This window comes from Pseudomonas sp. Z3-6 (genome assembly GCF_051131985.1).
Lineage (GTDB): Bacteria > Pseudomonadota > Gammaproteobacteria > Pseudomonadales > Pseudomonadaceae > Aquipseudomonas > Aquipseudomonas zanjanensis.
In genome coordinates this window covers 5064547-5091443 of sequence record NZ_CP071644.1, presented here as the reverse complement: position 1 = coordinate 5091443, position 26897 = coordinate 5064547, and the positions used below count along the sequence as shown (strand labels likewise).

22 protein-coding genes are annotated in these 26897 nt (G+C 53.8%); 21 read left to right on the top strand and 1 reads right to left on the bottom strand.

Annotation, left to right across the window (positions count from 1 at the left end; all coding sequences use genetic code 11):
- Positions 1–43: 43 nt before the first annotated feature.
- Positions 44–1375, bottom strand: a complete 1332-nt coding sequence (locus J3P88_RS21975) for a TRZ/ATZ family hydrolase (protein WP_434571612.1) — start codon at positions 1373–1375, stop codon at positions 44–46.
- Positions 1376–1481: 106 nt separating this feature from the next.
- On the opposite strand from J3P88_RS21975, the gene mtnA reads away from it, so the two are divergent.
- The 21 genes from mtnA to J3P88_RS21870 all read left to right on the top strand — a co-directional run bounded on the left by mtnA (position 1482) and on the right by J3P88_RS21870 (position 26826).
- Entirely contained in the window at positions 1482–2558 is a 1077-nt protein-coding gene (gene mtnA, locus J3P88_RS21970) for an S-methyl-5-thioribose-1-phosphate isomerase (protein ID WP_434571610.1), read from the top strand.
- 444 nt (positions 2559–3002) lie between these two features.
- Positions 3003–5666: a DNA gyrase subunit A gene (gene gyrA, locus J3P88_RS21965; protein ID WP_434571609.1), complete on the top strand. Its 2664-nt coding sequence runs from the start codon at positions 3003–3005 to the stop codon at positions 5664–5666.
- A gap of 302 nt (positions 5667–5968) precedes the next feature.
- Positions 5969–7054 carry a 3-phosphoserine/phosphohydroxythreonine transaminase gene (gene serC, locus J3P88_RS21960; RefSeq protein ID WP_186704718.1) on the top strand — a complete coding sequence of 362 codons (1086 nt, stop codon included), beginning with the start codon at positions 5969–5971 and terminating at the stop codon, positions 7052–7054.
- On the top strand, positions 7054–8148 hold the full coding sequence (gene pheA / locus J3P88_RS21955) for a prephenate dehydratase (RefSeq protein WP_003199233.1): 1095 nt from the start codon (positions 7054–7056) through the stop codon (positions 8146–8148). The genes serC and pheA overlap by 1 nt, the downstream gene beginning before the upstream one ends.
- A gap of 13 nt (positions 8149–8161) precedes the next feature.
- On the top strand, positions 8162–9274 hold the full coding sequence (gene hisC, locus J3P88_RS21950) for a histidinol-phosphate transaminase (RefSeq protein WP_186704719.1): 1113 nt from the start codon (positions 8162–8164) through the stop codon (positions 9272–9274).
- A gap of 28 nt (positions 9275–9302) precedes the next feature.
- Positions 9303–11510 (top strand): bifunctional prephenate dehydrogenase/3-phosphoshikimate 1-carboxyvinyltransferase, encoded by a 2208-nt coding sequence (locus tag J3P88_RS21945; protein ID WP_186704720.1) that lies wholly within the window; start codon positions 9303–9305, stop codon positions 11508–11510.
- Complete coding sequence (gene cmk, locus J3P88_RS21940; protein ID WP_003183882.1) at positions 11507–12196, top strand: (d)CMP kinase; 690 nt, start codon at positions 11507–11509, stop codon at positions 12194–12196. Before J3P88_RS21945 ends, cmk begins: the two co-directional genes overlap by 4 nt.
- 119 nt (positions 12197–12315) lie before the next feature.
- On the top strand, positions 12316–14004 hold the full coding sequence (gene rpsA, locus J3P88_RS21935; protein WP_186704721.1) for a 30S ribosomal protein S1: 1689 nt from the start codon (positions 12316–12318) through the stop codon (positions 14002–14004).
- Between the two features lie 275 nt (positions 14005–14279).
- The gene (locus tag J3P88_RS21930; RefSeq protein WP_207964640.1) at positions 14280–14558 is read left to right on the top strand and encodes a hypothetical protein; all 279 of its coding nucleotides are present in this window, start codon (positions 14280–14282) and stop codon (positions 14556–14558) included.
- Between the two features lie 143 nt (positions 14559–14701).
- The gene (gene ihfB, locus J3P88_RS21925; protein ID WP_003199243.1) at positions 14702–14998 is read left to right on the top strand and encodes an integration host factor subunit beta; all 297 of its coding nucleotides are present in this window, start codon (positions 14702–14704) and stop codon (positions 14996–14998) included.
- 26 nt (positions 14999–15024) lie between these two features.
- Positions 15025–15249, top strand: a complete 225-nt coding sequence (locus J3P88_RS21920) for a LapA family protein (RefSeq protein ID WP_186704723.1) — start codon at positions 15025–15027, stop codon at positions 15247–15249.
- Between the two features lie 181 nt (positions 15250–15430).
- The gene (locus J3P88_RS21915) at positions 15431–16495 is read left to right on the top strand and encodes an LPS O-antigen chain length determinant protein WzzB (RefSeq protein WP_434571607.1); all 1065 of its coding nucleotides are present in this window, start codon (positions 15431–15433) and stop codon (positions 16493–16495) included.
- A gap of 566 nt (positions 16496–17061) precedes the next feature.
- Entirely contained in the window at positions 17062–17577 is a 516-nt protein-coding gene (locus J3P88_RS21910) for a transcription termination/antitermination NusG family protein (RefSeq protein WP_434571606.1), read from the top strand.
- A 151-nt stretch (positions 17578–17728) separates the two neighbouring features.
- Positions 17729–19006, top strand: a complete 1278-nt coding sequence (tviB, locus tag J3P88_RS21905) for a Vi polysaccharide biosynthesis UDP-N-acetylglucosamine C-6 dehydrogenase TviB (RefSeq protein ID WP_434571604.1) — start codon at positions 17729–17731, stop codon at positions 19004–19006.
- A gap of 68 nt (positions 19007–19074) precedes the next feature.
- Entirely contained in the window at positions 19075–20100 is a 1026-nt protein-coding gene (locus J3P88_RS21900; protein WP_434571602.1) for an NAD-dependent epimerase/dehydratase family protein, read from the top strand.
- Positions 20101–20122: 22 nt separating this feature from the next.
- On the top strand, positions 20123–20692 hold the full coding sequence (locus J3P88_RS21895; protein ID WP_434571600.1) for an acyltransferase: 570 nt from the start codon (positions 20123–20125) through the stop codon (positions 20690–20692).
- Between the two features lie 86 nt (positions 20693–20778).
- Entirely contained in the window at positions 20779–21909 is a 1131-nt protein-coding gene (rffA, locus tag J3P88_RS21890) for a dTDP-4-amino-4,6-dideoxygalactose transaminase (protein WP_434571598.1), read from the top strand.
- Positions 21906–23312: a lipopolysaccharide biosynthesis protein gene (locus J3P88_RS21885; protein ID WP_434571596.1), complete on the top strand. Its 1407-nt coding sequence runs from the start codon at positions 21906–21908 to the stop codon at positions 23310–23312. The genes rffA and J3P88_RS21885 overlap by 4 nt, the downstream gene beginning before the upstream one ends.
- Entirely contained in the window at positions 23313–24599 is a 1287-nt protein-coding gene (locus J3P88_RS21880; protein ID WP_434571595.1) for a hypothetical protein, read from the top strand. It begins immediately after the preceding gene.
- A 106-nt stretch (positions 24600–24705) separates the two neighbouring features.
- On the top strand, positions 24706–25635 hold the full coding sequence (locus J3P88_RS21875; RefSeq protein ID WP_434571593.1) for an EpsG family protein: 930 nt from the start codon (positions 24706–24708) through the stop codon (positions 25633–25635).
- A 54-nt stretch (positions 25636–25689) separates the two neighbouring features.
- Positions 25690–26826, top strand: coding sequence for a glycosyltransferase family 4 protein (locus tag J3P88_RS21870; RefSeq protein WP_434571591.1), 1137 nt, complete (start codon positions 25690–25692; stop codon positions 26824–26826).
- Positions 26827–26897 lie beyond the last annotated feature (71 nt).

The following is a 26897-nucleotide window of genomic DNA, read 5'->3' as shown; positions in this document are numbered from 1 at the left end:
CTTGAAAAATCAGGTGCCCCGAGCCGTGGCTCAAGGGGCGTGGTCATTCGTTGTGGCCGCTGATGCGGCGACCCCAGGCCTGGGCCGTGGCGATCAGTGTCGGTTCGTCCATCCGGGTCAGCCGGCCATCCTCCAATAACGGCTTGCCGCCTACCCACAGGTGTTTGACGCAATCGCGACCGGTGGCATAGATCAACTGCGACACCGGGTCGTAGATCGGTTGCTGGGCCAGGCCCGACAAATCGAAAGCCACCAGGTCGGCGGCCTTGCCGACTTCCAGGGAGCCGACGGTCGTTTCGATGCCCAGCGCCCGGGCGCCATTGAGCGTGGCCATGCGCAGGGCCCGATGGGCATCCAGGGCCGTGGCCGAACCGGCGACGGCCTTGGCCAGCAGGGCGGCGGTGCGGGTTTCGCCGAGCAGGTCAAGGTCGTTGTTGCTCGCCGCGCCATCGGTGCCAAGGGCGACATTGACGCCGGCCTGCCACAGGCGTTCCACCGGACAGAAACCGCTGGCCAGCTTCAGGTTCGACTCCGGGCAGTGGATCACGCTGCAATTGCTTTCTACCAGCAAGGCCTGGTCTTCGTCGCTGATTTGAGTCATGTGCACGGCTTGGAAGCGTGGCCCCAGCAGGCCCAGGCGCCCGAGGCGAGCCATCGGTCGCTCACCGGTGTTATCCACAGCCTGCTGCACTTCGAAGGCGGTTTCGTGAACGTGCATATGAATGGCCGCGTCCAGTTCCTCAGCGATCACGCGGATATTCTCCAGGTTCTCATCGCCCACCGTGTAAGGGGCGTGCGGGCCGAATGCGACTTTGATCCGCGGGTGGTGCTTGAGGTCGCCAAATAATTCGATGCCCTGACGAATGGCGTCGTCGGCGCTGGCGGCACCGGGGATCGGGAAGTCGAGGACCGGAATGGCGATTTGCGCGCGAATCCCGCTGTCGTGGACGCACTCGCTGGCGATCTTGGGGTAGAAATACATGTCGGAGAAGCAGGTGATGCCGCTCTTGATCTGTTCGGCGATCGCCAGGTCGGTGCCGTCGCGGACGAAATCCTCATCGACCCATTTGGCCTCGGCCGGCCAGATGTGCTGTTCCAGCCAAGTCATCAAGGGTAGGTCGTCGGCCAAGCCACGGAACAAGGTCATGGCCGCGTGGCCGTGGGCGTTGACCAGACCGGGGCTGAGCAGCATGCCGGGTAGCTCACGGACTTCGGTTGCGTCACATTTCAGGGCTTCTGCCCGTGGGCCGATGAACACGATGCAGCCGTCGCGGATGCCCAGGCCATGATCCTTGAGCACTACACCGGCGGGTTCGACAGGCACCAACCAGGTCGGCAGCAATAATAAGTCGAGCGCAACGGCAGGCTTGGGCATCGTGGAACGGTTCCATGGGGTATAAAGGATGGCGAAGTATACCCGAGCGTCTTCGCGGAGGGATCGCTATAATCGGCGGCTTTTGTTCATGAGTACGGGGTGAAGGATGCGCGATCGACTATTGGCTGCGGAGAAGGTGAAGGCCATCGATTGGCGTGATGGCGTCCTGTACCTGCTGGACCAGCGTAGCCTGCCGTTCGAGGAGAACTGGATCGCCTGCACCCGTGTCGCCGACGTGGCCGAGGCTATTGGCGCGATGGTCGTGCGCGGCGCGCCGGTCATCGGCATCAGCGCGGCGTATGGCGTTGTGCTGGCGGCGCGGGCCAGGATGGCCGAGGGCGGCGATTGGCAGGCGGCGCTGGAAGCCGATTTTGCCTTGCTGGCCGAGGCCCGGCCGACGGCGGCGAACCTGTTCTGGGCGCTGGATCGGATGCGTGACCGGCTGGGGCGCTTGAAAGGGCATGCCGAGCCGCTGGCGGTATTAGAGGCCGAAGCCATCGCCATCCACGAGAGTGATCGCGAAGCCAACCTGACCATGGCCCAGCTGGGTGTCGACCTGATCCGCAAGCACCAGGGCAACGCCCAGGCCATCCTCACCCACTGCAACACCGGCGCCCTGGCCACCGGCGGTTTCGGCACGGCCTTGGGGGTCATCCGGGGTGCCTATATCGAAGGCATGGTGGAGCGCGTCTATGCCGACGAAACCCGGCCGTGGCTGCAAGGTTCGCGCCTGACGGCGTGGGAATTGGCTCGTGAGGGCATTCCGGTGACCCTCAACGCCGACTCGGCCGCTGCCCACATCATGAAGACCAAAGGGGTGACTTGGGTGATCGTCGGTGCCGAGTGCATCGCCGCCAATGGCGACGTGGCGAACAAGATCGGCACTTATCAGCTGGCAGTCTGTGCCATGCACCATGGCGTGCGCTTCATGGTGGTGGCGCCGAGTTCGATCGTCGACCTGAGCCTGGCCAGCGGTGACGACATTCCGATGGAAGAGCGCGACAGGCGCGAACTGCTGGAAGTCGGTGGCAAGGGGCTCGGCGCGGATATCGACGCCTTCAACCCGGTATTCGATGTCACGCCGGCGGATTTGATCGATGTGATTGTGACCGAGAAGGGCGTCATCGAGCGTCCGGACACCGCGAAGCTGGCGCAGTTGATGTGCCGCAAGCGGTTGCACTGAAAATTTGGGGCGCCTGATCTATCGCCTTCGCGAGCAAGCCCGCTCCCACAGTGGAATGTGTTGAGCTGACATATCAGGCGTACAAAAATCCCCTGTGGGAGCGGGCTTGCTCGCGAATAGGCCTTTAAGGCAACAAATTCCTTGCATTTGTGCCCTGATTCTCCATCCGCAGTGCTTCTAAGCCCCTCTGATCCCATATCAGCCTGTCACCGGTCAACTAACTACGCACCATGCGCATCTGGGGGATAGGTGCGTGGCGGCTCTTGTGATAACATCCGGCGGTTTCCAAGGCCGCCTCGCGAGGTGGTCTTTACTGCGCAGATCCATGGCATAACTCGTTGATTTGTCGTAAGTCGCTGCATGGCACTTGTTCTGCAGCGGCGAGCTTCGTTCGTCCCATCTGGATGTGACGAGGTTTCACCAGAAAAAGGAATCAGGCTTCTCATGGGCGAACTGGCCAAAGAAATCCTCCCGGTCAATATCGAAGACGAGCTGAAACAGTCCTACCTCGACTACGCGATGAGCGTAATCGTCGGGCGGGCGCTGCCGGATGCGCGCGATGGCTTGAAGCCCGTGCACCGACGCGTGCTGTTCGCGATGAGCGAGCTGGGCAACGACTTCAACAAGCCGTACAAGAAATCCGCCCGTGTCGTCGGCGACGTGATCGGTAAGTATCACCCCCACGGCGACACTGCCGTGTATGACACCATCGTTCGTATGGCGCAGCCATTCTCCCTGCGCTACCTGCTGGTAGACGGCCAGGGCAACTTCGGTTCCGTGGACGGCGATAACGCCGCGGCCATGCGATACACCGAAGTGCGCATGACCAAGCTGGCCCACGAGCTGCTGGCCGACCTGCACAAGGAAACCGTGGACTGGGTGCCGAACTACGATGGCACCGAAATGATCCCGGCGGTCATGCCGACCCGTATCCCGAACCTGCTCGTCAACGGCTCCAGCGGTATCGCCGTGGGCATGGCGACCAACATCCCGCCGCACAACCTCGGTGAAGTCATCGACGGTTGCCTGGCCCTCATCGACAATCCCGAGCTGACCGTCGATGAGCTGATGCAATACATCCCTGGTCCGGACTTCCCGACCGCCGCGATCATCAACGGTCGCGCCGGCATCATCGAAGCCTACCGCACCGGCCGTGGCCGCATTTACATGCGCGCCCGCTCGACTGTCGAGGACATCGACAAGGTCGGTGGTCGCCAGCAGATCGTCATCACCGAACTGCCATACCAGCTGAACAAGGCCCGCCTGATCGAGAAGATCGCCGAGCTGGTGAAAGAGAAGAAGCTCGAAGGCATCACCGAGCTGCGTGACGAGTCCGACAAGGACGGCATGCGCGTCGTGATCGAGCTGCGCCGTGGCGAAGTGCCTGAGGTGATCCTCAACAACCTCTACGCGCAGACCCAGCTGCAAAGCGTGTTCGGCATCAACATCGTTGCTCTGATCGACGGCCGTCCGCGGATCCTGAACCTCAAGGACCTGCTGGAAGCCTTCGTCCGTCACCGCCGCGAAGTGGTTACCCGCCGTACCGTATTCGAGCTGCGCAAGGCGCGCGAGCGTGGCCACATTCTTGAAGGCCAAGCCGTTGCCTTGTCGAACATCGACCCGGTGATCGCCTTGATCAAGGCCTCGCCAACGCCATCGGAAGCCAAGGAAGCGCTGGTCAGCACGCCTTGGGAGTCCTCCGCGGTGGTGGCCATGGTCGAGCGTGCCGGCGCCGATTCCTGCCGTCCGGAAAACCTCGATCCGCAATATGGCCTGCGCGAAGGCAAGTACTTCCTGTCCCCGGAACAGGCGCAAGCCATCCTGGAACTGCGCCTGCACCGCCTGACCGGCCTGGAGCACGAGAAGCTGCTGGCCGAGTACCAGGAGATCCTCAACCAGATCGGCGAGCTGATCCGCATCCTCAACAGCGCCACGCGCCTGATGGAAGTGATCCGCGAAGAACTGGAAGTGATCCGCGCCGAATACGGCGACGTGCGCCGCACCGAGATCCTCGATGCGCGCCTGGACCTGACCCTGGGTGACATGATCCCGGAAGAAGACCGCGTGGTGACCATCTCCCACGGCGGCTACGCCAAGACCCAGCCGCTGGCCGCCTACCAGGCCCAGCGTCGCGGCGGCAAAGGCAAGTCGGCGACCGGCGTCAAGGACGAGGACTACATCGCTCACCTGCTGGTCGCCAACAGCCACACCACGCTGTTGCTGTTCTCCAGCAAAGGCAAGGTGTACTGGCTCAAGACCTACGAGATCCCGGAAGCCTCCCGTGCCGCCCGCGGTCGTCCGCTGGTCAACCTGTTGCCGCTGGACGATGGTGAATACATCACCACCATGCTGCCGGTGGAGGAATACACCGAAGGTCACTACATCTTCATGGCCACCGCCAACGGCACCGTGAAGAAGACCCCGCTGGAATCCTTCAGTCGCCAGCGCAGCGTCGGCCTGATCGCCCTGGAGCTGGACGAAGGCGACGTGCTGATTTCCGCCGCCATCACCGACGGCGAGCGTGAGGTCATGCTGTTCTCCGACGGCGGCAAGGTCACCCGCTTCAAGGAATCCGACGTTCGCGCCATGGGCCGTACCGCTCGCGGTGTCCGTGGTATGCGCCTGCCGGAAGGGCAGAAGCTGATTTCCATGCTGATCCCTGAAGAAGGCAGCCAGATCCTCACCGCTTCGGCCCGTGGTTATGGCAAGCGCACGGCCATCAGCGAGTTCCCCGAGTACAAGCGTGGCGGCCAGGGCGTGATCGCCATGGTCAGCAACGAGCGTAACGGTCGCCTGGTCGGCGCCGTGCAGGTGCTCGACGGCGAGGAGATCATGTTGATTTCCGACCAGGGCACGCTGGTGCGTACGCGGGTCGACGAAGTGTCGAGCCTGGGTCGTAACACCCAGGGCGTGACGCTGATCAAGCTGGCCAGCGACGAAACGCTGGTCGGGCTCGAGCGGGTCCAGGAGCCGTCGGAAGTCGAAGGCGAGGAGCTGGAAGGCGAAGACGGCGTGGCGCTCGACGGCACCCTCGGCGCCGATGTCGACGATGCTGTCGGCGACCAACCGCTCGACGCTGCCGCAGACGAAGAAGAACCGCAGGACTAAGCGGACACACAGGGGGCGGATGAAGATTCGCCCCCTTGTTGTTTGTTCTGTTTGAAAATTTGCGACACTGCACAGTCCCAAGGATGCTGCCCCTCTCTTGAGGCTTGTTTGATTCATTGTGGCGAGGGAGCTTGCTCCCGCTGGGCCGCGCAGCGGCCCCTCCTTTTGTGAGCGCTTCGCACTCAAGCGGGAGCAAGCTCCCTCGCCACGGATTCATCCATGCCTTGAATGAGCGGTAACCCCTGTGGGAGCGGTGCGGATCAAAAGATTTAAGTGACCACCAGATCAGAGCGAGATTGGATGTGAGCAAGAGAGCCTATAACTTCTGTGCCGGCCCGGCGGCGCTTCCTGAAGCGGTCCTGAAACGTGCCCAGGGTGAACTCCTCGACTGGCACGGCAAGGGCCTGTCGGTCATGGAAATGAGCCATCGCAGCGATGAGTTCGTGTCCATTGCCACCAAGGCAGAGCAGGACCTGCGTGATCTGCTGAACATCCCGTCCAACTACAAGGTGCTGTTCCTGCAGGGCGGCGCCAGCCAGCAGTTCGCCCAGATCCCGTTGAACCTGTTGCCGGAAAACGGCAGCGCCGACTATATCGACACCGGCATCTGGTCGCAGAAAGCCATCGAAGAAGCGTCGCGCTACGGTCACGTCAACGTGGCGGCCACCGCCAAGCCCTACGACTATTTCGCCATTCCCGGCCAGAACGAGTGGAAGCTGTCCAAGGACGCGGCCTATGTTCACTACGCGCCGAACGAAACCATTGGCGGCCTGGAATTCAACTGGATCCCGGAAACCGGCGACGTGCCATTGGTGGCCGACATGTCTTCGGATATTCTCTCGCGCCCTGTGGATATCTCCCGTTTCGGCATGATCTACGCCGGTGCCCAGAAGAACATCGGCCCAAGTGGCATCCTGGTCGCCATTATTCGCGAAGACCTGCTGGGGCGCGCCCGTTCCCTGTGCCCGACCATGCTCAACTACAAGGTCGCGGCCGACAACGGCTCGATGTACAACACCCCGCCGACCCTGGCCTGGTACCTGTCCGGCCTGGTGTTCGAATGGCTGAAAGAGCAGGGTGGTGTCGAAGCCATTGGCAAGCTCAACGAAGTGAAGCAGCGCACACTGTATGACTTCATCGATGCCAGCGGCCTCTACAGCAACCCGATCAACAAGACCGATCGCTCATGGATGAACGTGCCGTTCCGCCTGGCCGACGACCGTCTCGACAAGCCGTTCCTGGCCGGTGCCGACGAGCGCGGCCTGCTGAACCTCAAGGGCCACCGTTCGGTCGGTGGCATGCGCGCCTCCATCTACAACGCCGTCGACATCAACGCCGTCAATGCGCTGATCGCCTACATGGCAGAGTTCGAGAAGGAACATGGCTGATGTCTGAGCAAGAACTCAAGGCGCTGCGCCTGCGCATCGACGCCCTGGACGAAAAGGTCCTGGAGCTGATCAGCGAGCGCGCGCGCTGCGCCCAGGAAGTCGCCCGGGTGAAGATGGCCTCCCTGGCTGAAGGCGAAGTGCCGGTGTTCTATCGCCCCGAGCGTGAAGCCCAGGTGCTCAAGCGTGTCATGGAGCGCAACAAGGGGCCGCTGGGCAACGAAGAGATGGCGCGCTTGTTCCGCGAAATCATGTCCTCGTGCCTGGCCCTCGAGCAGCCGCTGAAAGTCGCCTACCTGGGGCCGGAAGGCACGTTCACCCAGGCTGCGGCCATGAAGCACTTCGGTCACGCGGTGATCAGCAAGCCGATGGCGGCCATCGATGAAGTGTTCCGTGAAGTCGCCGCCGGCGCGGTGAATTTTGGCGTGGTGCCGGTGGAGAACTCCACCGAAGGTGCGGTCAACCACACGCTGGACAGCTTTCTCGAACACGACATGGTGATCTGCGGCGAAGTCGAGCTGCGCATCCACCATCACCTGCTGGTGGGCGAGAACACCAAGACCGACAGCATCAGCCGGATCTATTCCCACGCTCAGTCGTTGGCCCAGTGCCGCAAATGGCTGGACGCTCATTACCCGAACGTCGAGCGCGTGGCGGTCTCGAGCAACGCCGAGGCGGCCAAGCGGGTCAAGGGCGAGTGGAACTCGGCGGCGATTGCCGGCGACATGGCGGCCGGCCTCTACGGGCTGACGCGCCTGGCCGAGAAAATCGAGGATCGCCCGGACAACTCCACGCGGTTCCTGATGATCGGTAGCCAGGAAGTGCCGCCGACCGGCGACGACAAGACATCGATCATCGTCTCCATGAGCAACAAGCCGGGCGCGCTCCATGAGTTGCTGGTGCCGTTCCACGACAACGGTATCGACCTGACGCGGATCGAGACCCGTCCGTCGCGTAGCGGTAAATGGACCTACGTGTTCTTCATCGATTTTGTCGGCCATCACCGCGATCCGCTGGTAAAAGGTGTGCTGGAAAAAATCAGTCAGGAAGCAGTGGCACTCAAGGTGCTGGGTTCCTACCCCAAGGCAGTTCTTTAAGGGCGGATAGCAAATGAGTGGCAACTTCCTCGCTCTGGCTCAGCCAGGCGTGCAACAACTCTCGCCTTACGTTCCGGGCAAACCCGTGGACGAACTGGCCCGCGAGCTGGACCTGGATCCGGCCAGCATCGTCAAGTTGGCGAGCAACGAAAACCCGCTGGGCGCGAGCCCCAAGGCGCTGGCGGCAATCCGCGACGAACTGGCCGAGCTGACCCGCTATCCCGATGGCAATGGCTTTGCGTTGAAAAGCCTGCTGGCCGAGCGTTGCGGTGTCGAGCTGAACCAGGTGACCCTGGGCAACGGCTCCAACGACATTCTTGAATTGGTGGCGCGGGCGTATCTGGCGCCAGGTCTCAACGCTGTATTCAGCGAGCACGCGTTCGCGGTCTATCCGATCGCGACCCAGGCCGTCGGCGCGGATGCCCATGTGGTTCCGGCCAAGGAGTGGGGGCACGACCTGCCGGCCATGTTGGCGGCCATCGACGCCAATACCCGCGTGGTCTTCATCGCTAACCCGAACAACCCGACCGGCACCTGGTTCGATGCCCAGGCCCTGGATGACTTCCTCCAGGACGTGCCCGCGCATGTGCTGGTGGTGCTGGACGAGGCCTACATCGAATACGCCGAAGGCAGCGATTTGCCCGATGGCCTGGATTTCCTCGCGGCCTACCCGAACCTGCTGGTATCGCGTACGTTCTCCAAAGCCTACGGCTTGGCTTCGCTGCGGGTCGGCTACGGCCTGTCCACTGCGGTGGTGGCCGATGTGCTGAACCGCGTGCGCCAGCCGTTCAACGTCAACAGCTTCGCCCTGGCCGCCGCCTGTGCCGCGTTGCAGGATGAAGCCTACCTGGCTGAAAGCCGTCGCCTGAACGCGGCCGGCATGGAGCAGTTGGAAGCAGGCCTGCGTGAACTGGGCTTGGGCTGGATTCCCTCGAAAGGCAACTTCATCTGTGTCGACCTGGGGCGCGTCGCCGCGCCGGTGTACCAGGGGCTGTTGCGCGAAGGTGTGATCGTGCGTCCGGTGGCCAATTACGGCATGCCGAACCATCTGCGCATCACCATTGGCCTGCCGGCGGAAAACAGCCGTTTCCTCGAGGCGTTGAGCAAGGTCCTGGTTCGTGGTTGATGTCACTTCACTGCAACCTGCTGTCCCTATGATCGGTCGCCTGGTGGTAGTCGGCCTGGGGTTGATCGGCGGCTCGTTTGCCAAGGGCTTGCGTGAAAGCGGCTTGTGCCGTGAAGTGGTCGGTGTCGACCTGGATCCGCAGTCGCGCAAGCTGGCCGTGGAGCTGGGCGTGGTTGATCGCTGCGAAGATGACTTGGCAATCGCATGCCAAGGCGCGGATGTGATCCAGCTGGCGGTGCCGATCCTGGCCATGGAAAAATTGCTGGCGCGCCTGGCAACCATGAACCTGGGGCAAGCGATCCTGACCGACGTCGGCAGTGCCAAGGGCAACGTGGTGCATGCAGCCACCGAGGCTTTTGGCGGGATGCCGGCGCGTTTCGTGCCCGGTCATCCAATTGCCGGTTCCGAGCAGAGCGGGGTGGAAGCCTCCAACGCCGAACTGTTTCGTCGTCACAAGGTGATCCTCACGCCCCTGGACCAGACCGATCCGGCCGCGCTCGCCGTAGTGGACCGTTTGTGGCGCGAATTGGGCGCCGATGTCGAGCACATGCAGGTCGAGCGTCACGATGAAGTGTTGGCGGCCACGAGCCATTTGCCGCACCTGTTGGCGTTCGGCCTGGTGGATTCATTGGCCAAACGCAATGAAAATCTTGAGATCTTCCGTTACGCTGCCGGCGGTTTCCGCGATTTCACGAGAATCGCCGGAAGCGACCCGGTCATGTGGCACGACATCTTCCTCGCCAACCGCGAAGCTGTCTTGCGCACACTCGATACATTTCGCAGCGACCTCGACGCCTTGCGCGACGCGGTCGATGCAGGGGACGGGCACCAATTGCTGGGCGTTTTCACACGCGCCAGGGTGGCCCGCGAGCATTTCAGTAAAATCCTGGCCCGTCGGGCCTATGTGGACGCTATGAACTCCAACGATCTGATTTTCCTGGCACAACCTGGTGGCTCCCTGAGTGGGCGTATTCGTGTACCGGGCGATAAATCGATTTCCCACCGTTCGATCATGCTCGGCTCCCTGGCCGAAGGCGTGACCGAGGTGGAAGGCTTCCTCGAGGGCGAAGACGCCCTGGCGACGCTGCAAGCGTTTCGCGACATGGGCGTGGTCATCGAAGGCCCGCACCACGGTCGCGTGACCATCCATGGTGTCGGCCTGCACGGCCTCAAGCCTGCTCCAGGGCCGATCTACCTGGGCAACTCCGGGACCTCGATGCGCCTGTTGTCCGGCCTGCTGGCCGCCCAGGACTTCGACAGCACCCTGACCGGTGATGCTTCGCTGTCCAAGCGTCCGATGAATCGGGTGGCCAACCCGTTGCGGGAAATGGGCGCAGTCATCGAGACGGCCGCCGAGGGTCGTCCGCCGATGATCATTCGTGGTGGCAACAAGCTCAAGGGCTTGACCTACACCATGCCAATGGCCAGCGCCCAGGTGAAATCCTGCCTGCTGCTGGCGGGTCTCTACGCCGAAGGCAAGACCACTGTCACCGAACCGGCCCCGACCCGCGACCACACCGAGCGCATGCTGCGCGGCTTCGGCTACCCGGTCACGGTCGATGGCGCCACGGCGTCCGTCGAGTCTGGCAGCAAGCTGACCGCGACCCACATCGAAGTGCCGGGCGACATCTCGTCGTCGGCGTTTTTCCTGGTGGCCGCCTCGATCGCCGAAGGCTCCGACCTGGTTCTGGAGCACGTTGGTATCAACCCGACCCGTACCGGCGTTATCGACATCCTGCGCCTGATGGGCGCCGACATCACCTTGGAAAACCAGCGTGAAGTGGGTGGCGAGCCGGTAGCTGACCTGCGCGTACGAGCGGCTAAACTCAAGGGTATCGAGATTCCGGAGGCGCTGGTTCCGCTGGCCATCGATGAGTTCCCGGTGTTGTTCGTGGCGGCCGCCTGTGCAGAAGGGCGCACCGTATTGACGGGTGCCGAGGAGCTGCGGGTCAAGGAATCGGATCGCATCCAGGTGATGGCTGACGGCTTGCTCGCCCTGGGCGTCAAGTGCCAGCCAACCCCGGATGGCATCATTATCGACGGCGGCCAGATTGGCGGCGGCGAAGTCCATGGTCACGGTGACCACCGCATCGCCATGGCCTTCAGTGTTGCGTCTTTGCGCGCCAGTGCGCCGATTCGCATCCATGACTGCGCCAACGTCGCGACGTCGTTCCCGAACTTCCTGGCGCTGTGCGCGCAGGTCGGTATCCGAGTAGCACAAGAGGCACAGTCGTGAACATCAAGGCACCGGTCATCACCATCGATGGCCCAAGCGGTTCGGGCAAGGGCACCGTCGCCGGGATCCTGGCCAGGCAGTTGGGCTGGAACCTGCTCGATTCGGGCGCCTTGTACCGTCTGTTGGCGTTCGCCGCCGCCAACCATGGCGTCGACCTGACCAACGAGGAATTGCTCAAGGCGCTGGCCGCTCATCTGGACGTGCAATTCATCGCGGCGACCGACGGTCAGCTCCAGCGCATTATTCTGGAAGGCGACGAAGTCAGCGACGTCATCCGTACCGAAAGCGTGGGCGCCGGTGCCTCCCAGGTCGCCGCGCTGCCGGCGGTGCGCGAAGCCTTGCTGCAACGCCAGCGTGCATTCCAGGAGCCGCCAGGGCTGGTGGCCGATGGCCGCGACATGGGCACGGTGGTGTTCCCCGACGCGCCGCTGAAGATTTTCCTGACTGCCAGCGCCGAGGAACGGGCGCGCCGCCGATATTTGCAGTTGAAGGGCAAAGGCGAGGATGTTAGTCTGTCGAGTCTGCTAGATGAGATCCGTGCACGCGATGAGCGTGATACCCAGCGCGCAGTAGCCCCGCTAAAGCCGGCGGCCGATGCGATACAGCTGGATTCCACGGAGTTGTCCATCGATCAGGTGTTGCAACGCATCATGAGCGAGATCGCGCTTCGCGATATCGCCGGGTGACAGGAAGCTCCGCAGGGGACCAGTCATAGTCCTGCGGCGCTTCTTTTATATGAAACTAACCCACACCGTCTGGGGTGTGGAGATGGGCGTTTACTTCGCCCTAATCAACAGGAATTAAAATGAGCGAAAGCTTTGCGGAACTCTTTGAAGAAAGCTTGAAAACCCTGAACCTTCAGGCAGGCTCCATCATCACCGGCGTTATCGTTGATATCGATTACCAAGCTCGCTGGGTAACCGTTCACGCTGGTCTGAAGTCTGAAGCGCTGATCCCGCTTGAGCAGTTCTACAACGACGCTGGCGAACTGAACATCAACGTCGGTGACGAAGTTCACGTTGCGCTGGACTCGGTTGAAGATGGCTTTGGTGAAACCAAGCTGTCCCGTGAAAAAGCCAAGCGCGCTGAATGCTGGATCGTTCTGGAAGCGGCCTTCGCAGCTGAGGAAGTGGTCAAGGGCGTTATCAACGGTAAGGTTAAAGGCGGCTTCACTGTCGACGTTAACGGCATCCGTGCGTTCCTGCCAGGTTCCCTGGTTGACGTCCGTCCAGTGCGCGACACCACGCACCTGGAAGGCAAAGAGCTGGAATTCAAGGTCATCAAGCTGGACCAGAAGCGCAACAACGTTGTCGTTTCCCGTCGCAGTGTCCTGGAAGCCGAGAACTCCGCCGAGCGTGAAGCTCTGCTGGAATCGCTGCAGGAAGGCCAGCAGGTCAAGGGTATCGTCAAGAACCTCACCGATTACGGCGCATTCGTCGATCTGGGTGGCGTCGATGGCCTGCTGCACATCACCGACATGGCCTGGAAGCGTATCAAGCATCCTTCGGAAATCGTCAACGTTGGCGACGAGATCGATGTCAAGGTTCTGAAGTACGATCGCGAGCGCAATCGTGTTTCCCTGGGCCTCAAGCAACTGGGTGAAGATCCATGGGTCGCTATCAAAGCCCGTTACCCAGAAGGCACCCGCGTCACCGCTCGTGTTACCAACCTCACCGACTACGGCTGCTTCGCTGAGCTGGAAGAAGGCGTTGAAGGCCTGGTACACGTTTCCGAAATGGACTGGACCAACAAGAACATCCACCCTTCGAAAGTCGTACAAGTCGGCGACGAAGTGGAAGTCATGGTTCTGGACATCGACGAAGAGCGTCGTCGTATCTCCCTCGGCATCAAGCAGTGCAAGTCCAACCCATGGGAAGACTTCTCTGGCCAGTTCAACAAGGGCGATAAAATCTCCGGCACCATCAAGTCGATCACCGATTTCGGTATCTTCATTGGTCTGGACGGCGGTATCGACGGCCTGGTTCACCTGTCCGACATCTCCTGGAACGAAGTGGGCGAAGAAGCCGTACGCCGTTTCAAGAAGGGCGACGAGCTGGACACCGTTATCCTGTCGGTTGACCCAGAGCGCGAGCGTATCTCCCTGGGTATCAAGCAACTGGAAAGCGATCCGTTCTCCGAGTACGTTCAAGAGAACGACAAAGGCGCAATCGTTAAGGGCATCGTGAAAGAAGTTGACGCCAAAGGCGCCATCATCACCCTGGCCGACGATATCGAAGCGACTCTGAAAGCCTCCGAAATCAGCCGTGACCGCGTTGAAGACGCGCGCAACGTTCTGAAAGAAGGCGAAGAAGTAGAAGCCAAGATCATCAGCGTTGACCGCAAGAGCCGCGTAATCCAGCTCTCCATCAAGTCGAAAGACGATGCTGAAGAGAAAGAAGCAATTCAGAGCCTGCGCGAGAAGCCAGCTACTGATGCTCCTGGTCCTACCACTCTGGGCGACCTGCTGCGTGCACAGATGGAAAAACAGAACTAAGTTCTGTCAGACCATGAAAAAGGGCGACTTCGGTCGCCCTTTTTTGTGGCCGCAATTCGGGAAAGCCAGACCTTGTTCGTTAGAGGTGCGCTGTCTGGTCTCGCTGTGAAACCAAACCTACAGCCCAGCTGTCTCTTTCTTTAAGCGTATCAGCCATCTATCAAGGCTGGATTACAGATGTCATGGCTCCCCCGGAACAATGTGGGAGCGAGCTTGCTCGCGATAGCGCCAGATCAGGCGCCACCCAGTCGAGTGATGGATATTTAAGGAGATGAATGAACAGACTCATCCTGATATTCGCAATGCTGGCATTGGCAGGTTGCACCACAAGCGCCAAAACCCACGCGGTGCGTGGTGTCAGTGGTATCGAGGTCGACTGCTCAGGGTTGGGCTCTGGCTGGGAGAAGTGTCATAAGAGAGCCGCAAGAGAGTGCAAGGGCGCTGGCTACAAGGTCATTACCCGATCCGACGACGCGAAGGATAACGATCAATACCCCTTTGGTTTTAATCCGGCTGGCTATTTGACTCGCACGATGCTGGTCATCTGCCGATAGCGAGAGAAATCTCCCGGCCATCATGGAAAGAAGCAACAGGGGAGCAAAGAAGAATGTCAATACTCGGGCTGTTCAAATCCCTCCGGTCATGCTAAAACCTTTTCAAGCGATTTTCCTAGCTGCTTGAAAAAGAAGGGAAAAATATGACGAAGTCGGAGTTGATCGAACGAATTGTCACCCATCAAGGGCTACTCTCATCCAAGGATGTGGAGCTGGCTATCAAGACCATGCTTGAACAAATGTCCCAGTGCCTGGCTACGGGTGATCGTATTGAAATCCGTGGTTTCGGCAGCTTTTCTCTGCATTACCGCGCCCCGCGGGTAGGTCGCAATCCAAAGACCGGCCAGTCCGTCAGCCTTGATGGAAAATTTGTTCCTCATTTCAAGCCAGGCAAAGAGCTTAGGGATCGGGTGAATGAGGAGGAGGGGGATGAGCTCTGACGGAGCGCTAAGACAAAGGAGTTCTCATGCGGAGCTTTAAACGCCTGGCCCTTGTTGTACTTGCGCTGCTCGTGGCCTCGGCAGTCGTCCTGTTTGTGCTTGAAAACAACCAGTCGGTCGCATTGCTGTTTCTGGGCTGGTCATCACCGCAACTTCCTGTTTCAGTTTGCGTGCTAGTGTCACTTCTCGCTGGTATGATGGTTGGCCCGTTGCTCGCGTGGTTCATGGGGGCGCGTAGGCGATCGAAATAAATGGATGTGTGAGCCCAGGGGTCTTGGTAAGGATCACTGTCTACAATTTTTTCTGACTTTGGGTGCGTTTTGTTCGTATTTAATCTAGCTCAGTGTGCCGCTGTGTCCGACGCGGCTTTGCCCGTCTTGCCTTTTAATGCGTTTGGTGTGTACGCGAACGCGATGCCAAGCGAGGCTTTCCATGCAAAATGATCGTATTGATGCGCGTCGCGATGACGAAATTGATCTGATCGAGCTGGTCCGGGGCCTCTGGGCTCAGAAAGGGTTGATTTTGGGTGTCACTCTTTTGGTTGCTGTTGGCGCGGGTCTTTATGCGTTTCTCAGTAAGCCTGTCTATGAAGCCAAGCTTTTTATCATGCCGCCTACTCAGAATGGTATTGCTGAGTTGAATTATGGTCGCGGGAAAAGTACCGACTTAGATCTTTATTCTATCGACCATGTTTATTCTGTGTTTACTCGGAACCTCCAAGGGGAATCTCTTCGTCAAAAATTTTTCAATGAGGTTTTTCTGCCTTCGCTTACCGAGGCTGAGCGTAAGGGAGCGATGGATCGTTTATACGAACGTTTCTCTAAAGAACTAGTGGTTAAGCAGGGTAAGGGTAATACGGATCGCTTTTCCATAACTGTTCAAGGAGAGAACCCCCAGCAAGCCACGGAGTGGGCTAGGACATATGTGCAGCATGCCGCCGAAGCCGCTGAGGTAGAGCTGGTCAAAAACGTTACGACCGAAGCTGCGGTAAGAGCGCGCAATTTGGAGCAGCGTATAGTCAGTTTACGAGAGAATGCTCAGCGTATACGTGAGGACCGCATTCAACAGCTGCGTGAAGCTCTGAAAATTGCTGAAACCATTGGTTTGACTACTCCTGCCGTGAGGAGTACAGCAGCAGTGGATATCACCGTGGAAACAGGTGATAAGTTAGATTATCAGCGGGGAAGCAAGGCGTTGGCGGCGGAGGTTGCTGCCTTGGAGGCTCGATCTTCAGACGACGCTTTTATATCTGATTTGCGCGCCTTACAAATGCGATACAACTTTTATAGGAAGTTGAGTGTCGATCGCGACAGCCTTTGGGTTTATAGGCAAGATGGCAACACTGAAGTGCCTGAAAGTCCAATAAAACCAAGAAAGTTTTTTATTCTTGTAGTGGGTTTTATTTCAGGGCTGGTTTTGGGTGGGTTTATAGCATTCATTCGATTTTTGGTCATTCGACTATCAACGATGTCGGGCGAAGTAGCTGTCCGTTCGTAGCTGATAGGTCAACGGCCGACTTCCTCTGGAAGCATTATCACGGATTGAGGTTCAGTTCCTTAAGTTTTTTTTATGTGCTCGCGAAATCGCACCTACTCCAAATATCCGCTTGGAGGGTGTGCCTGCTAGGCTAAAGGAGGGGGGGGGGCGGCGTCCTCTGTTAAGGGGGCTTGCTAAGACCGCCTATCTCTTTGATCAAATCAAATTTGTATAGGTTCAGGGCATACGGCGCCTATCTCCCTAAGCTGTCTCCTATCACCTACCTGATGGCGATCTGCAGTGGATACGAAATTCATTTCCCCCATCATCATGGCTTAACCGGGTACCTAGGCAAGAAACTCACCTGACGTGGATAGGAAACTCTGGGCGCAGATGATTGTGGCTAAGGATTTTTCCCCTTTAGTTGTATAATCTATTCACCTGCAGGTTGATCTGCTTGGTAGAGACCTGGCTCGATGTTTTATGGCAACCAAGCTGGACCTGAAGAGCTGACCCCTCCAGCCCAGCCAGTGACGGGGGCTCCGCGGGCGAGTGGTGGATAGATGTTGAGCGTTAGTGATTAGAGTATGGACATGAATATTCGCAATGCAATCAGCGAATCCGTCCTCTGCAGACGGCAGAAGGCTTGGGATCTGGTGCAGTGTAAAGCCAGGCAGGATTGTCGAGCTGAAGAAAATCTGCAGCGGCCGGGCTACGCGTGTGCTCGTCCCGTATACGGGCGTGTTCGAATCGTACGAGGACAGACCCGCACCGTCCAAAAGACCCTATGTCTAGGGTACCTACCTATAAGTCTTCCTGCCGATACCGATTGGCCTCCTTTGCGTCCGACCCGTGTGGTTAGTCATATTGTAAGTTCTGGAGAGCGACCATTGTCGGTAGCTAACTCTATTGTCCTGAAATTACAACACTGCGATGAGTTGATGGAGAATTCTCATGTCAAGTGCTCAGAGCTTACCCAACGTTTCGAACCTGCTTGTACTGAGCTTGATACTATGATGACGGTGGATGGTGAGGAGCGAGTGACCATGCTTGTAAATTATTCGAATCGACAGGAGCAATCGACAGGTCGTCATTATACGTAGCTCTATAACCAGATCACCTGAACGGATTTTGGTGCGGGAAGCATGAATTAGTGCTCTAGGGAGTCGACGGTTAACCTTGGGACGGTAGCATGCATAGATACATGATTTTAGCTTGATCAGACTCATTCATTCGATAATTTAGGCTTTGACTATGCATCAATTGAAAGATATTAAACTTGCTATTATTGGCCTGGGTTATGTGGGGTTGCCGCTTGCTGTAGAATTTGGAAAATTTCGTCCGGTGGTTGGCTTTGATATCAACCAATTGCGTATAAACGCTCTGAAATCCGGTCATGACTCTACGCTTGAAGTTAGCAACGTTGAACTAAATCAAGCCAAATATCTAGGCTTTAGTTTTAATGTGAGTGAAATAGGCGAATGCAATACTTTTATAGTGACTGTGCCCACGCCGATTGATCAATATAATCAGCCGGATCTTACCCCACTGATCAAGGCGTCCGAGACTATCGGTAAAGTTCTTAAGAAAGATGATATAGTCATTTACGAGTCCACCGTCTATCCGGGCGCAACGGAGGAAGAGTGTGTTCCTGTATTGGAGCGAGTTTCAGGTCTCGTATTTAATGTCGACTTTTTTGTTGGGTATAGCCCAGAGCGTATAAATCCAGGTGATAAAGAGCATCGTGTTACTACAATAAAAAAGGTGACCTCGGGTTCTACCCCGGTAACAGCTGATCTGGTGGATGCCCTTTATAATCAGATAATCACTGCCGGCACCCACAAGGCTAGCAGTATTAAAGTCGCAGAGGCTGCAAAGGTTATCGAAAACACGCAACGTGATCTCAATATCGCTCTTATAAACGAACTTGCAATTATTTTCAATAAGATGGGGATTGACACTGAGGCCGTTCTTCAAGCCGCCGGTACTAAATGGAATTTCCTGCCTTTCCGGCCTGGTCTAGTGGGAGGTCATTGCATTGGTGTCGACCCGTACTACTTGACGCACAAGGCCCAAGCTATTGGCTATCACCCTGAGATCATTCTTGCTGGCCGTCGTCTTAATGACAGCATGGGAGCGTATGTTGTTTCCCAAATGGTGAAAGCGATGTTAAAACGTCGAATTCATGTGGATGGCGCTCGTGTTTTAATCATGGGCCTGACATTTAAGGAGAACTGTCCGGATCTGCGCAATACGCGTATCGTCGATATTGTTGCTGAGCTGGCGGAGTACAATATTGCGGTAGATGTCTATGATCCATGGGTCAGCGTCGCTGAAGCTGAGCATGAATATGCTATCACCCCAATATCCGAACCGAAGACTGACACTTACGATGGTATTGTTGTTGCGGTCGCACATAATGAATTTCGGAACATGGGGGCTAAAGCCATTCGCAGTTTTGGTAAGGCGGAACATGTTCTATATGATCTAAAATATTTGCTGGATAGCTCGGATTCCGATATTCGCCTTTAAATTGAAAATAGGCCAATGTGTGGGAATACCTCGGGTGTTGTACATCTTCTTACTATGAATCGAATTTTATGACTCTCTATGAAAATTTGCTGAAAACGCTCCCGTTATCTCCAAAGCAATGGCTGATTACGGGGGTCGCCGGATTCATTGGATCAAACCTGCTGGAAACACTGCTAAAACTTGATCAGCGTGTGATCGGTCTGGATAATTTTGCAACCGGCCATAAGCACAATCTTGAGGAAGTTAAGCGTGAAGTAACGGCTCAGCAATGGGAACGGTTTAGCTTTATTGAGGGAGACATACGGAATCTTAAAAGCTGTGAGCAGGCCTGTTCCGGCGTCGACTATGTACTGCATCAAGCAGCTCTTGGGTCCGTACCTCGTTCGCTAAACGACCCCATCACCACGAATGCCACTAATATAGATGGCTTCTTAAATATGCTGGTGGCAGCCAGAGACGCTAAGGTTGAAAGTTTTACCTATGCTGCAAGCAGTTCTACTTATGGTGACCATCCAGGTCTTCCCAAGGTTGAGAGTGTGATTGGTAAACCTTTGTCACCTTACGCGGTGACTAAGTATGTGAATGAACTGTATGCCGACGTTTTTGCACGTTGCTATGGATTCAACAGTATTGGTCTACGTTATTTCAACGTATTCGGTAAGCGCCAAGATCCCGCAGGCGCTTACGCTGCAGTGATTCCGAAGTGGACGTCGTCAATGATAAAAAATGACGACGTTTTTATTAACGGTGACGGAAAAACCAGTCGTGATTTTTGTTTTATAGAAAATATAGTCCAAGCCAATTTGTTGGCAGCAACCACTGCTAATAAAGAGGCATTAAATCAAGTGTATAACGTTGCTGTTAGTGGGCGTACTGATCTGAATCTGCTATTCGCTGTGCTTCGAAGTGAATTGAAAAAAAATGATGTAAATTATATTAAAAAAGCGATATATCGCGATTTCCGTGAAGGCGATGTACGGCATTCTCAAGCGGATATTAGTAAAGCCACGACGTTATTGGGTTATCAACCAAAATTTGATATTGAGCAAGGTATTGCATCTGTCATGCCTTGGTATATCAATTTTCTAAAGTGATCATTTGCTAAAGACTATCATCATGGCTTATCTTAATTCTGTTGAATTGCAAGCGCTGGGATTCAAACGGGTTGGTAAAAACGTAAAAATTAGTGACAAGGCCGCTATCTATAATGCGGAAAGTATAGAAGTTGGTGATTACTCGCGTATTGATGATTTCTGCATTGTCTCTGGCAAAGTCGTCATCGGCAGGTATAACCACATTACTCCAATGTGTTTGATTGCTGGAGGTGAGCCGGGTGTTGTCTTAGAAGATTTTTGCACCTTGGCATATGGTGTGAAAATTTTCGCACAGTCCGATGACTACAGCGGCGAAACACTAACAAACTCTCTGATACCCAAAAAATTTAAAAATGAAAAATTTGATTCTGTTCGGTTGAAGAAACATGTGATTGTCGGTGCTAACTCGGTGATATTTCCAGGAGTGACTGTCCAAGAAGGATGCTCAATAGGTGCTATGACTCTGGTCACCAAAAGTACAAAAGCGTGGGGTATTTATGTTGGCGCCCCTGCCAGGCGAATAAAGGAAAGAAAGCGCGATCTTTTGATTTTGGAAAAAATTTTCGTCTCAGATATCGAACTGCAGTCTTGAAAGGGCGGATTATTTGCTTGGCAAAAATCTGTTATGTATTTTTGAATGCTGCTGATAGCTAATCTAAATTAATTAATGGGCAAAGTATGATTCCGTTTAATAAGCCTCCCTATACTGGAAATGAAGAGAAGCACGTATTAGCCGCTATGCGTAGCACCAAAATTTCAGGAGATGGTCATTATAGCGGTCTATGCCACCAATGGTTCGAGAAAGAACTTTCTTGTGCAAAGGCTTTGTTGACTCCGTCTTGCACCCACGCATTGGAGATGGCTGCAATACTCGTGGGTATCCAGCCGGGCGACGAAGTGATAATGCCTAGCTATACATTTGTCAGCACAGCTAATGCCTTTGCATTGAGGGGGGCAACGATAGTATTTGTGGACATCAGGCCAGATACCATGAATATCGATGAGCGTCTCATCGAATGTGCTATTACAGAAAAAACAAAAGCGATAGTGCCCGTTCATTATGCAGGCGTGGCTTGCGAAATGGACACCATTATGGATATTGCCGCACGGCATAAACTTTACGTTATTGAAGACGCGGCTCAAGGCCAAGGATCCACCTACAAAGGTCGCGCTCTCGGAAGTATTGGTCATTTGGGTGCCTATAGTTTTCATGAGACTAAAAATTATACAAGTGGTGGTGAGGGAGGACTGTTGATAATCAACGATCAGCAGTTTGTCAGTCGAGCCGAAATCATTCGCGAAAAGGGTACAAATAGAAGTCAATTTTTTCGAGGAATGGTTGATAAATATAGCTGGGTTGATATCGGAAGTAGTTATTTGCCTTCAGATATCCAAGCAGCCTTTCTCTGGGGACAGCTAGAACAATCTATTGCTATTAAAGAAAATCGATTGACGACGTGGGCTCAATACAGCACAGGGCTTCAGTCCCTAGCAGCTAAAGGTAAAATTTCCCTTCCTGAGATTCCTCTTGGATGCGAGCATAATGCTCATATGTTCTACTTGAAAGTAGCTGATCTGGGAGTCAGGACCAATTTGCTAGAGTATCTCGCTAAGCAAGGTGTTCATGCGGTTTTCCATTACGTTCCTCTTCATTCAGCCATCTGCGGGGAGCGTTACAGCCGTTTTCATGGAGAAGATGTGCAAACCACGCTAGGGAGTGAGCGACTTATTCGCTTGCCTGTTTGGTACGGTATCCCAGAGACCGATGTAACCCAGGTGATCGATGCTATTCAGAGGTTCTTTCGTTGAATTTTCGAACGGTCTCTGTTTATGCGGTAGGGATTGCTCTTGGAGCTGCATTAAGTCTTATTACCTTACCTATACTTGCATGGCTGTTTCCTCCGGAGGATGTGGGAAGGGTTTCGTTGTTTCAGCTCTCGTTGTCGCTGATAGTAGTGTTTTTTTCCTTAGGTCTTGATCAATCCTATGTTCGAAATTTTAATGAAGTAAATGATAAAATATATCTTGCTCGAATTTGTATGATGCCCGGCTTGTTTGCATTATTAATAAGCATAGCCCTAGCCGGTACGTATGCAAAGCAGCTGTCTTATTGGTTATTCGGTTTGGATAGTTCGTTTCTTTACGGTATATTTTCGTTCGCTGTGGTTGTTTTGTATTTAGAGCGTTTTTTTTCCGTTTTTATTAGAATGAAAGAGTTGTCATTCGCGTACAGTTTGACTCGCGTACTTCCTAAGCTACTCTTCCTGGTATTTGTTTTTGGCGTTTTTCTGTTTCCAGCTCAAAAAAGCTTTGTTCTTTTAGCTGGTATGCAGAGCCTCTGCTGGTTATTGGTGGTATTAATTATGTTGGGCTACCTGAAGAGTGAGTATTTAAAAGGCGGAAAACTTGCTTTTGAGTTCAGAACGACACGAGAGCTGCTCTATTTTGGTTTTCCATTGATGTTGAATGGTATCGCCTTTTGGGGGCTTAATTTTCTAGATCGAATAATGCTTAAAGAGTTGTCGTCATTGTCTGAGTTGGGCGTTTATGCCGTGGCGTCAACTTTGGCCGGGGCTGCCATATTGTTTCAACAGATATTTACTACAATGTGGCATCCACTAATTTATAAGTGGGTCTCCGAGGGAGCTGCTGCAACGAAGTTGAAGAACATAAATGAATCTGTTCAGCTATTTGCCCTTGTTCTGATTTGTATAATAGCGCTGTGTTCGTTTGTTGTAATCTATTTGCTTCCAGAAGCGTACGCTTCAGCTAGATTCATGCTTCCCGCTTGTATGATTCCTCCGCTGTATATAATGATAACCGAAGTCTCTGGTATTGGGATAAGCATCTCGAAGCGAACTAAATTTCTTCCGGTCATTACTCTCGTTTGTGTGCTGGTGAACTTGAGTTTTAACTACTATTTGATACCAATATTTGGTGCTGGAGGAGCAGCAGCATCAACTGCTCTTGCCTTTTCTTTATATCTGATGCTTAAGACGGAAGTGTCAAATAGAGTCTGGGTCTCTTTTTCAAATGCGAAATTTTATACTTTTTCATCATTCGTTGTCGCGCTATGTGTATTAAGTGCGTTGTTCGGTGATGCCCTTGGTTATGGGCTTTATATCGGTTGGGTAGCAGCATTGTGTTTGTGTATGTTGGGATACAAGGCCCAGGTGAGATTGTTGCATAATTTTATAAAAGGTCGATCATAAATGTTATTTGTGCACGGTTCTTTAGCGCTGGGTGGCGTTGAGACTTTCTATGTAAGAATGGCTCAAGGTAGAAAAAAACGGGGGCTGGTAACTAAATTTTTAATACTCTCAGCTGAGAGCAAAAGTCATCCTGAGCTGGTGAGTCGAGCTAAAGCTTGTGCAGAAGTATATTTTCTCGATGAAATCATACGATCACCCTTTACGCTTCCCCCTAGCGCAATTATCTATCAGTTCTCTTTGATTTATCCATTGAGACGCTCAGTGTTGCAAAAGATTGTTAACGGGATTAGCTGTGCCCATGTATCCAACGGGTTTTGTGCACACATGGTGCTGCGCTTGGCGTCGATCCTAGAAGTCGATTTAGGGCTCACAATGGGGCTTTATCACTCGATGGAGTTTTCTTGGGGCGCGCGTCTTCCCTGGTTACCTTTTTTTGAAAAAAGTAATCGTGAGATTTTCTATTATTTACACGCAACGCAAGCCTTAATGTTCTTTAATGAAAAGATGGTTGATTTATATTCAAAACTCTCGGGGAAAGACTTTAGTAATGTCGGTTTGTTTCCGCTGGGGGTTGTGGATGGGCCTTCAAAGTTACCAAATAAACGCTTTAGTCCGCTTCTCAGCTTAGGGTCTGTCGGACGACTTGTGGATTTTAAAACCTACAATTTATGGATGCTGGATGTCGTTAATGAACTTAAGGGACTGGGCCTTGCTGTCAGATATGATATCTACGGGTATGGCCCGACAGAGGGAGTCATCGCTGAAAAAATAAAAAATCTGCATCTCGAAGACGTTGTTTTTCTGAGAGGGAGTCTTGATTACTCTGAGTTCGCTAACGTCGTATCTAAGTTTGATATATTTATCGGTTCGGGTACGGCATTGATTGAGGCGGCGGGGTTAGGTGTTCCGTCAATTATTGGAATCGAGAATGCCAATGAAGCGACCACATACGGATTTTTAAGCGAGATTCCGGGCTTCTCTTACAACGAAGACGGCCTTTATATAAAGAAAAAAGCGGTGGATATATTTGTTGATTTTAGTTCGTATAGTGAAGCTGATAAATTAAATTTGAGCGAGGCTCATGTAAAGAAGGCTGAGATGTTTTCTGTAGATACATGCGTAGAAAATTTTGAACAGGTCAAGCCTTCTGCTATGCTGAGCTCACCATTGCGGATGAAATTTTCGCCCCTATTCCGCTTATTATACACTGGCGACGTAATTTTGTTCTCTCTGTTCTGGAGGTTTAAGGGACGTAAGTTAAGTCAAGTGGTAAGGTCTATTGACTGATTAATCGTTATTATGAATATTGTTATTTTTAAAGAGTATTTTTATTGTGAGGGATGTAAATATTTATCAATTTAACTCTACGCCTCGTTATGCTTGGGGGTGCTTGATGCTGGCGCTCATATTTGCATTCGCTTTGGCGTCCCTTCCAGTCGACGCTTTTGTTGATAGAGATAACTATCTACGTTATGCCTCTAGCGCAGCGGAGATTATGGGGCGAGGGGTTGGGGAAGGACCGGCTTATATTTTTACAAATGAACCAGTCTGGCTGCTGATCAATGTAGTGCTTTCTTTTTTTTGTGAAGACGAAGATGTAGTAAGAATTGTTATATTCGTTTCGGCTTTTATGTCGGCATATTTTTTGTTGAGAGTTGATAGTAGGTTCTTTTTTGTTCTATTGCTTTTTTTGTTTCTTCCTCAAGTTTTAAAAAATTATGTTATTCACCTTCGTCAAGGCTTGGCCGTCGCTGTTTTTTTACTTGGATGGTTCACCAGAGGAGGTGGAGCGCGGAACGTGCTTGTTCTGTTGACTCCTTTTATACATGCATCATTCTTTTTCGTTGTGGTGATATATTATTGTAACGTGGCGTTTTCGCTGCTCAGATTGTCATCCAGTTTGCGAGTCGCTCTTTTTGCACTCGTGGGTGGCACGGCTGCTTTTTCTGCTCTTTGGCTAGCTTCCAGTTTGGGGGCACGCCAAGCGGAGGTCTATGGTGATAATGACTTAGAGATTAGTGGATTAGGTTTTATATATTGGTCAGCGATCGCCATAGTTTACTTTTTGCAAGGGAAGACTTTTTTAAAGGAAAATAGTTTTCAGGTAGGAATGTTGGTTTTTTACTTGTCTGTTTATTTCTTTCTGCCTGTATCAGGTCGTATCTTTGAAAGCGCACTAATTCTGGTCCTTGTGTCTGGTCTTCGCCTAACTTCCTGGCGGCGGGCTTTTTATTATCTGCTTTTTTGTTTTTACTTTGTCATGCAATGGCTTCCAAGGCTCTCTTTGCCCGGATTTGGTTGGGGTGTGGAAAACTATATGTAGTCTGGCGTTTGCTTGATTTAAATGGCAGGCAGGGTGACTAAAGGTGCGTGTTTTATGAAAGTGGTGCATATAATAATAGGGTTAAATGTTGGTGGGGCAGAGCTTATGCTTTTCCGGCTTTCAAAATCATTTAACGATGACGAAAAACAGACGCACTCCATTATCTCATTAACCGATATCGGTAAGCTCGGACCAATGATTCGAGATGAAGGAGTGCCGGTCACCACTTTGGACATGAAAGGAGTGCTCGATTTTCCGAGGGTGCTTTTCAGGCTCTATCGTATTTTGCGTAAGCTAAAACCCGATATTGTTCAAACCTGGATGTATCATGCCGATTTAATCGGCGGGATAGCTGCGCGTCTATCTGGCGTCAGGAATGTAATATGGGGGATTCGAAGTACGAATATCAGTAGTGGAGTTAGTAAGGCGACTAGAGGAATTCGTAGGGTCTGCGCTATTCTGTCCTACACGATTCCTAAGTTAATCGTTTGTGCTGCTGATGCGTCAAGAAGGGCACATGTAAAAATTGGCTATGACAGTAAGCGGATGATGGTTATACCTAACGGGTTCGATCCCAAAATGTTGGTCGCCTCAATGGATCAACGGGAGGCCATTCGTATGGCTTGTAGTTTTTCCCCTACTGATTTGGTCATCGGGAGCCTCGGTCGATACAATCCAGCCAAGGATCATGAGAACTTTATTGCTGCAGCGTCATTGTTGGGAGCGGACTACCCAGATCTGAGATTTTTGCTTGTTGGCCGTGACCTTGATCCGCAAAATAAGGTAATAATGGAGCAAATCAGAGGAACCGGATATGCTGACCGTTTTGTCTTGTTGGGCGAGCGGCAGGACGTGGCTTGTTGTTTGAAAGCGATGGACGTGTTTTGCCTGCATTCTCGAACGGAAGGTTTTCCAAACGTTCTGGGTGAAGCGATGGCCATGGGATTGCCTTGCGTAACCACTGATGTAGGAGATGCGGCGTTTCTGATTGGGGATACCGGGGTGGTGGTGGAGTCGCGAAACCCGCAAGGCTTAGCTGATGGATTGAGGCAGTTGGTATCGGCCGAAGCAGCGTACCGTTTGGAATTGGGTGAAAAGGCGCAAAGACGGGTTTACGAAAACTTCACTCTGAGCTCCGCCAAGTCTCGTTACAAGATGGTCTACGAGCAAATCTGTCCGGAAAGTGACTAAGGGGCGGAACGCCCCGTTCGATAGGTTATCAGGGTGATGGAGTAGCCGAGGCATGGTCCAAGAATACAAGC